Here is a 6128-nt window from a genome sequence, read left to right as displayed (position 1 = left end):
TGGCGGTTCGGGTAACGACACCCTATACGGTGGCGCGGGAGCGGATCAGTTCTTCGGCGGTGCTGGCACCGACGTAGCGGGCTATCTCGACAGCAAAGAAGCAATGGCCATTAACCTCAAGACGGGCGTGCATTCCGGGATCGCAGCAGGTGATACCTACACCGATATTGAGGTGATCAGAGGATCGAATTTTAACGATATCTTCTATGGCGGTAGTTCCTCCATGCGGGTGGACGGCGTGGGTGGCCTGGATTTAGTCACTTATGAACAGGCTGGCAGCGCGGTGACGATCGACCTGACCAGCGGGGCTAACACAGGGGAGGCTGCTGGTCACACCTACGCCAACATAGAGTTTTTTCAGGGCAGCAATTTTAACGACACGCTATCAGGCTCTGGTCTGAAGGACATCTTTATCGGTGGAGCAGGCGCAGACGTAATCGATGGTCGCGTAGGTCTGGACAGTGCTTTTTACATTACAAGCACAACAGGGGTCTCGATCAACTTGCAGACTCAAATCAATCAAGGTGGCGATGCCGAAGGAGATGTATTGCTCAACATCGAACACGTGTTGGGCAGTCACTTCAACGATGTCCTGGTTGGAGATGCGGGTGTCAATTACCTGGAGGGGGGATTGGGCAACGACGTCATCGACGGCGGGGATGGCAATGATTACCTCTATGGCGGGCTGACGTCGTCGATCGGACCTTTCAAAGTCGATAGCTCGGCCAACGGGCCGCAGGCAGACATTTTGTATGGCGGCAACGGTAACGACACCATCGTCACGGCTGCCAGCGATGAGGGTACTCAAGCTTACGGTGAGGCCGGAGGTGACGTTATCACTGTGACACATGGCATGGCTGACGGTGGGGAAGGCAACGACCTGTTGACCGGTACAGGCATGGGCTTTTCGCTGTCAGGAGGCCAGGGTGATGACAGACTGATATTGCAGGCCGGCGGTTTTGCTAACGGTGGTGAGGGTGCCGATATTTACACCATCGACACGCCAGGGTTAGTGACGATTCAGGACGACGGCATCAGCAGTGGCGATAAATTGGTTTTGTCATATATCAGCAGCTCTGAACTGTTGGCCGACCGCATCGGTGACGACCTCTATCTGCACCGATCAAGCTTCGCTCCAGGGCAGACACCACAGGAGGGTGTGCGTCTTGAGGGGTGGTATGCAGGTCACAACACTATCGAACAGATCCAGACAGCTGATATGCAGCTGATCAATCTGTCGGGCGTAGGGGGAGGCAACGTGGATTTGTTCACCTGAACCGCTGAGCCGGTGTCTCTTGCCGCTTGATATGAGTCACCGGAGGAAACGTTCCAAGGCGATCACGCTTTTATGATTGCTTCCTGAATGTGTCGCTTTTGCCCGGTATTGCTTGAGCCGGGCATAAGCGCTTTGGAGTGGGGCAGCGCCTTGCTTCGCTGTCTGGACAACTACCGCGGAACGCGCTGTGTATCCAGCACTCGATTCACCGCGAGCTCGCTCAACATGATCACCTGTTGCAGCACCAGCACTGCTCTGCGTTGTGAATCATCCACGGACGCTGCGATATCCCGCACCATGTCGCTGGCCGACGATAGCGAATCACAGGCCTCGACGAGCAGCGTTTCATTATCCACCCTGGGATCGACGACAAAAATGCTGCCAGGTTTGCGCGACGGTGTAGCCGTCCTGGATGCCGCAGGATTGAGGTAGAGGTCGATCGCGCGGTCTTGCGCTGTTTTATTCAGCACGTCAAGCGTTGCGTCATAGGGGATCGGATTGGTATCTGGAGGGTTGGGCGTAACTTTGAACATGGATGAACTCCTATTGCAGAACGAAGGGGCCATCACTTTCGCTACCAAACGAGGGTGGCGGCCATACGCGGGTTGGTAGACCGGCTGCAATAGGAACCCGGCGCTCGCAAAGGAGCCCCACGCATGACCACCATATATCGCTGAGCCCCAAAAAAAGAGACAGCATAGAGAGTGCTATACGGCTATTACAGACGGGCTACCAAACCCGATCACTGTTTTCCAGTGACAGGAAAAACGATATAGCCCGTCCCATAGCCGTACAAGCCAGCGGATTCTGGCTCAGCCGTAGGCATTGGCACAAGGTTTCGTAGGTGATTGGAAGTAATAACGAGTGTTTTTAAACATCCAGTTCCAAGATGTTTACTTAATGAATCGTCAATGGGGAAGTTGGTGATTCTTTCGCACATAACTCACTGAACGACCGCGACAATTTAGAGCTCGATAAACTCCTCGTCGAAACCCGAAAATTGTTGGCTGAGGCGCGTAAGCTCACGGCGGAAGAAACGAAGCTGAAGCATGAAGCCTTCTGGTACCCATACGCAGTAGGGGCAGGGGTGGTGACCGCGTTTGTCGCCATTGCGAGTGTTTGGATCAGAGTCTGAGAGCAGGTTCGCCACAATGCGCCGATGTCCACCCCTTCTTGGGGTTTGCTATCACACACTCACATTGCTGGAAAGGGCTCACCGACTCAGCGGGGCCCGCGACCTCGGAGGAGAAAAAGACGTGTCCACACATCGAAGTAACCAAGCAAACATCGAACAGCTACATCGCGAGGTAGAGGCTTTAGCAGAGGAAATGAGCCGCCCGGCCCCGAACAGTTTCCGCGTGACACTGTTGCCGTTCAGCATCGGGGCAGCGTTCGCTCTGGCTCTATTCGCCGTCGTCGTTTTTGTTGCAAAGCATGTTTGATTCCCTGTCGCTCCGATAGCGTTTTCATGCTACCGAAGGTTCCGAAACAACCTTGTCACTGTGCGTTCCCTGGCTGCTATCTCCAGCTGTAGCTCGGCAATTCCCGTCCATAACTGATCGAGCAGTGTTACGGCTTATGGGGCATCTGAAGGGGAGCTGCTTTATGACAGGCGGGCTGTATACGGAATCGTTTGGAGAGTCGGTATGCAGAAGAGCACCCTTCTCGATGGCGTCGCGGAAGATGAATCATCGTTCTGGTCGATATGGAGCGGGTGAAGGGAATCGAACCCTTATTGGATATTTCCGGCTTAAAGTGTGTATCCGTGTAGTGATCTCTCGTCCCCAAGCCCCCTCTTCATGAGGGGATAGCCGTTTTCTACACCGTGCACCACGGTGCACCGTCATACCACAGTATCCCCGGAGCCAATCGCAACGCAACACTCGCCTAGGGTCGTCCGATCCGGAGTTCATGTCGCGTTTTTGGTCGGCGGCTCCAACCTGTGAATTCGACGTAAATTGTCCTTCCAATCAGAGGTGCCAGAGGCACCAAAAGCAGCGCGACGAGGAGATGGCTAATGGCTATAAATGGCGTCTTAATCTGTGGTAGCGTGAGCCCCTCCAGGCGGCTTTGGTATGGCGGCTAGTCCGTGTCTTTGCCTTCAACGTAGTCGAATCGATGTCATGAACTAGGATTTGAGTCAATGGATTTCAACACTCTGGAAGAGCGCCTGGCGGACTATGGATCGGGCGGATATCTTTTCTTAGAAGCATTCATTATCAAACTCCTTCAGGTCGAAGGACAGCAGTTAGGGCAGAAGGTTGAGGGTCAAGACAGCCATGTTTCAGCTTTTGACGCCATTGCTCCAAGTGGTATCGGTGAAATTTCTTCACCGCTGGTTGTGGAAATCGTATTTTCTGTTTCCCGGTCAAAGCTCGATGCTACCGTTGAAAAATTTAGAGGGCATTCTAGTCGCGGTTACAGTTTGCTGATCATTGCTCCAAAAATATCAGATCTGAAGAAAAGTATTTATATCAATGAAGAAAACCCACAAGTGGACAATCTTGTCTACCTATGGGGTGGGAAGGAAGTCAACGAGCTGATGCAGAAGCATAAGGAGGCTGTAGAAACGCTCACCTCTAATTTGTTTTCTCTGCGTTTAAAAATGGCTGCGGAGCGTACTGTCAGGTCGTGGAAGGAAGATCGTGATCAGTTAGTAAAAGCAGTTGCTGAAAAATACCGAGCAGGCAGGTTTTCTTTAATTCTTGGCGCTGGAGTATCCAGTAGCGCTGGATTGCCTGATTGGAATACTCTACTGAATTCCTTATTAGTTTCTATGCTATCGCAGGAAAATTTCGGCGGCCCCCACGGCGATCCGGTTAAGGTATCTGAAATCGTCGCCAGGCTAATGGAAGTAGATGGGCCGTCCACATTGATGTTAGCAAGGTATATCCGAAAAGGGCTTGCTGTGGGATCACCAGTAGAACAGCAAGGGTTTGTTGATGCGATCACCCATCAGCTTTATTCTTTGCGTGACAAAAAATTCCCAGTCGAATCAGAGCTGATTTCTTCTATCGCGAAGCTATGTACCCCGACTCGAACCGGTGCCAACGTAAAATCTATTTTGACCTATAACTTTGATGATTTCATTGAGAGGGCGCTGCTCTCGCGCTCGTTGGTACATAAAAGCGTGTTCGAAGAGTTTGAGACACCAAGCGCTGAAGAACTGCCTGTATACCATGTGCATGGTTTTTTACCGGAGGATAGGCAGCGCTACTCCAATCTGGATCGATGCACCTTAGTTTTCTCTGAGGAAGGCTATCATCAGATTTACCGTGACGCCTATCACTGGTCAAACTTGGTTCAGTTGAACAGCTTCAAGGAAAGCTCGTGCCTTATGATCGGTCTTTCACTGACCGATCCGAATCTGCGCCGGCTATTGGAGATCGCGTCCAAATCGATCGAGGAGCCCAAACACTTCGCTTTCATGCGGCGTTTGACTTCCAAGAAATTCATGGCAGGGGCGAGTGGCAAGCCTCTCAAAATCTCAAATGCTGTTGTTGAGCGCTTCCTTGAAAGACACCATGCCACCAACGAAGAGCTTATGCGTGAGCTAGGGGTGAGCGTCATCTGGTACGAGGAGTATGGCGACATCCCGGAAATTTTGAACAAAATACGTGCTGGATGAATAGACTATGTTTATCCAAGGCGAGGCCACTGCCTCATTGTAGTGGTCAACTGATCCCGGACACTGAATTGAGTTTTTCCTCAGCGACCGCAGGCGGTAGCCCTTCGTTGAACTGATGTGGTCGCCGCCAGTTGTATCGCTCCATCAGGAACCGGCCGATATCCTGTTGCGCTAGCGCAGCGCTCATGTACCCCACTGTCGGTATCCACTCACTTTTTAGGCTGCGAAATAGTCGCTCCATTGGCGCATTATCATGACAGTTGCCGCGACGACTCATGCTCTGTGAAGCGGTATAGCCATAGTCTCTGGCGGAAATTCCGGCTGCCGTATTGGTTGCCCTTGTCGCTGTGAAACAGCACATTCTGAGGCCGACCACGCTGCTCATAGGCCATATCCAATGCCTTGATCACCAGGTCGGCATCAGGCTTGGCTGAGAGCGCCCAACCTACAACACGGCGGGCACAACGGTCGATGACAGCCGCCAGACAGTGCCATTGGCCTTCAGCCCAGACGTACGTAATGTCACCGCACCAGACCTCGTTCGGGGATGTAACGTTGAACTCTCGATCAAGCACGTTCGGGATATCAGGCCGCTCCACGGTCGCCTTTTTGTAGGCATGGGAGCCCGGCTGTTTGCTGATGAAGTTCATCTCGCGCATCAACTTACGTACATTGAATCGCCCGATCTGCATGCCATCCTCTTTCATCATCAGCATGATGCTCCGGCTGCCCGCAGCGCTTCGGCTTTGCGTAAAAAGCTCGTTCACGCGGCTTTGCAAAAACACCCGCTCGGCATCCGGATACCGACGTTTTCGGCAGTACGCGTAGTAGCAAGATCGAGTGACTTCAAAGACCGAGCACAACAGATCAACCGGATCTTCTGAGCGGAGTTGATCAACTAACGCGAGTGCTCGTGTTCCTCGGCTATAAAGAGCTCGGTAGCCTTTTTAAGATGGATTTTTCCCGTTCCAGCCGATTGATCCGAGCTTCCAGTTCTTGGATTTTTAGCTGCTCAGGTGTCAACACCTTGCTGATCGGGGTGAAGCCGCCACGCTCCTGCTGGAGCTGGCTGACCCACCGGCGCAATGCTGATTCAACTAACCCGAGCGACCGCGCTGCCTCAATGTGGCTGTAGCCTTAGTGGAGCACCAGGCTGGCGGCTTCACATTTGAATTCGGGGGTAAAGGTACGGCGTTGCTTGGTCATCGGACACCTCTCTATGGC

The 6128-nt window shown here is 52.6% G+C and carries 4 protein-coding genes and 1 pseudogene; 3 read left to right on the top strand and 2 right to left on the bottom strand.

Translation table 11 applies throughout. The features are described from left to right. Positions 1-1276 (top strand): calcium-binding protein (locus LCU97_RS03650; RefSeq protein ID WP_269802794.1); only part of this gene is annotated, 1276 nt, incomplete at its 5' end. A 170-nt stretch (positions 1277-1446) separates the two neighbouring features. Here the strand turns inward: LCU97_RS03650 and LCU97_RS03645 are convergent. After that, on the bottom strand, positions 1447-1809 hold the full coding sequence (locus LCU97_RS03645; protein ID WP_232775556.1) for a DUF6124 family protein: 363 nt from the start codon (positions 1807-1809) through the stop codon (positions 1447-1449). Between the two features lie 413 nt (positions 1810-2222). Between LCU97_RS03645 and LCU97_RS03640 the strand changes: the two genes are divergently transcribed. Beyond that, the gene (locus tag LCU97_RS03640; protein ID WP_232775579.1) at positions 2223-2411 is read left to right on the top strand and encodes a hypothetical protein; all 189 of its coding nucleotides are present in this window, start codon (positions 2223-2225) and stop codon (positions 2409-2411) included. Between the two features lie 1008 nt (positions 2412-3419). Continuing rightward, positions 3420-4904, top strand: coding sequence for an SIR2 family protein (locus LCU97_RS03635; RefSeq protein ID WP_232775555.1), 1485 nt, complete (start codon positions 3420-3422; stop codon positions 4902-4904). A 46-nt stretch (positions 4905-4950) separates the two neighbouring features. Here LCU97_RS03635 and LCU97_RS03630 read toward each other — a convergent pair. Next, a pseudogene (locus LCU97_RS03630) lies at positions 4951-6110 on the bottom strand (IS3 family transposase). Positions 6111-6128 lie beyond the last annotated feature (18 nt).

The organism is Pseudomonas uvaldensis (genome assembly GCF_021271205.1).
Taxonomy (GTDB): Bacteria; Pseudomonadota; Gammaproteobacteria; order Pseudomonadales; family Pseudomonadaceae; genus Aquipseudomonas; species Aquipseudomonas uvaldensis.
Note: the sequence above shows the minus strand (reverse complement) of the source record. Positions and strands in the feature narration are given on the sequence as shown.